This window comes from Paenibacillus sp. MER TA 81-3 (genome assembly GCF_023713585.1).
Taxonomy (GTDB): domain Bacteria; phylum Bacillota; class Bacilli; order Paenibacillales; family Paenibacillaceae; genus Paenibacillus_B; species Paenibacillus_B profundus.
The window spans coordinates 1-303 of record NZ_JAMAWB010000115.1; the positions used below are offsets into that span (position 1 = coordinate 1).

Annotated in this window: 1 pseudogene; it reads right to left on the reverse strand. The window is 49.2% G+C overall.

Annotation, left to right across the window (positions count from 1 at the left end):
* Nucleotides 1–303 (reverse strand): annotated as a pseudogene (locus M3650_RS31480) (IS5/IS1182 family transposase); the annotation flags it as partial.

Here is a 303-nt window from a genome sequence, read left to right on the forward strand (position 1 = left end):
CTGCTTGCCATCGCTTTGTTCGCCGGTCGTAATCGTGGCCGCCGTTATGATCCGTTCCTCGCTCATGGCGATATGAGTTTTGTATCCGAAAAACGAAGAATCAGCACTTTTGTGACCGACTTTGGCATCCGGGTCCGCAGAGGTTTGCAAGTGCTCCAGATCATCAGCAATCGTTTAGGCATTCTTCATCGATTCATCCAGCGAATAGATAACTTTTCTCAGCTTTTTGGAGCGTTCTCGGAGCACCTCCTGCGGCGTCTTTTGGGTATAGCGAGCTTTGGTATGGGTCGAATCTACAATAAG